This is a genomic window from Sphingobium sp. LSP13-1-1.1 (genome assembly GCF_040676415.1).
Taxonomy (GTDB): domain Bacteria; phylum Pseudomonadota; class Alphaproteobacteria; order Sphingomonadales; family Sphingomonadaceae; genus Sphingobium.
This window is the reverse complement of the sequence record NZ_JBEGHU010000020.1, coordinates 20,593-22,454: the sequence shown is the minus strand read 5'-3', so window position 1 is coordinate 22,454 and position 1,862 is coordinate 20,593. Positions and strand designations below refer to the sequence as shown.

General features: G+C 53.1%; 1 protein-coding gene. It reads right to left on the bottom strand.

Annotation, left to right across the window (positions count from 1 at the left end):
* On the bottom strand, positions 1 to 1,862 hold a 1,862-nt coding region (gpJ, locus tag MRBLSP13_RS11825; RefSeq protein WP_363754635.1), incomplete at both ends, for a TipJ family phage tail tip protein.

Genomic DNA, 1,862 nt, shown 5'->3' with positions numbered 1-1,862 from the left:
TTGCGCTTTAGATCGCTGTAGGGAATCTGAGGAACAGGGATATTCTGTTCAACCCAAGCATACTTGCCAGCAACGTGCAGAGTAGCTGTTACACTGTAGAGGCCATCGCCCTTGTCTTCGATGTTCGTAATGCGCGCCACGCGAGGCTGAGCGCCGCCAGCTTCGACAATGCCGAACGGAGTGCCATAGTCCATTCCGGTTGCATCACATGGAATGAAGTCGCTCGTCGTATCTACGAACACAACAGGAATGGGACGCAGAACAAGCTGATTGTTCACAACAGCATGAATGGTGTAGGACTTGTTCGCCTTCTGCGTCCAAGGGTAATCTAGGTAGATGCCATTTGCATCGGCAGCAGCAACGCGACCAGTGAACGGCTTATGTGAGACAAGAATGTCGTCAATTTCGATTAGCTGACCGGGCTGATAACCAGCTGCACCAATCAGAGTGTCGAATGAAACTGTCTCGTTCTCGTGCTGACTGACATAGCAGAGCATCCTAGCGAAGTCGTATGCTTCCTGCTTGTTCGTGCAGCCGATCTTCTCGAATGTGGCACGAATGACGCCGCCAGCAGCTAGACCGGCATTGCGGTTACGAGTGATGCTTGCTTCATCACGATAGCGAACGGTCTTCTTGTTGAAGAAGTCGTTTGGATCATACCACTCAACAAGGACTTCATTGTATTGCTTCGATAGCTCTGTGTTCTGCCAATCGAAGAAGCCATTCGCCGTCTGTGTGTTGTTAACGTAGTGGGCAACGGTCTGAGCTGGGTTGTCCTGAACGAGAATGACGCGCTGGCCGTCGAAGTATGGGAAGGCGCGGAAAGTGGTCGCTAATTCAACCAAGAATGGCCATGCGTTTTGCGCCTGACGGAACTGGTGGTTCAGGGTGTAGCGTGGGCGTCCATTGACATTCTCGTCATTGAACTTCGCAATCTGATACAGGTCATACTTGAGGAAATAATCGTCAGGGAAGCCTAAGCCCTGCTTCTGATCCGTTGCAATATGCAGCCAGTGCCAGACAGGATTCTGCGTTGCTGCTTCCTTCCACGATCCGTTCCAAACGCCGGAATAGGTGCGGGTTTTAGGATCATAATTGACCGGGACGCGGACCTTGCGGCCACGAACGCGGGCCATGACCTCAGGATAATTGCCGCCCTGCTGGAACTGCTCAAGATCGAGGGCCAGGCCGAGCAGCGCAGTAGGCGCGCTCGTGTCGCTACCATCATAGGGCAGGTCGATGGACTGGATTTCCACATGGCCGTTGAACGCAGTTTCGTTCTGTAGCTTGTCGCTGCCGCTGTCTTCGGTGATCCTGTAAATTCGGAACTGCCAGTGATCGCCCTCACTCTGCTTGGGCTGGTCAGGCTCGTTTACGACGCGCTCAAGGACGATTGGCTGGCTGCTCTTGCCCTTGTAGCTGTAGGTGCCTGCTGCAATCCAAACGGCAGAGCTTTGACGCTTAACGTCGATACCCCAAGCAATTGAGGTTTTCTTCTGGTTGCCCTTCTTGTTGTTCGTATCAACAAGACCCTTCACCATTAGACGAACGCGGGCTTTGTCAGCTTTGAGGTTGTTTACCGTGACCTCGTGATAGTGCTGGCTTCCGCCTTCGCTTAGTCGCTGTGGCAGGTCCACATTCGCATCGACGTTGTTTGTGATGCCGGGGACTAGCTTCATTAGAGCCTGTCCCTCTTCGCCAAAACGCTCGTCCCAGCCCACGCCCTGAAATGTCAGGTTGTTTGTTCCGTGGTCGCGGAGAGGCTGATTGTTGATGTAGATGTTCTTTTCTTTTTCCTCAGTCGTGTTGCCTACGATGCCGCCGATTGGGCCGTCGCCTAGTGCAACAAGAGCGAGCAAGTT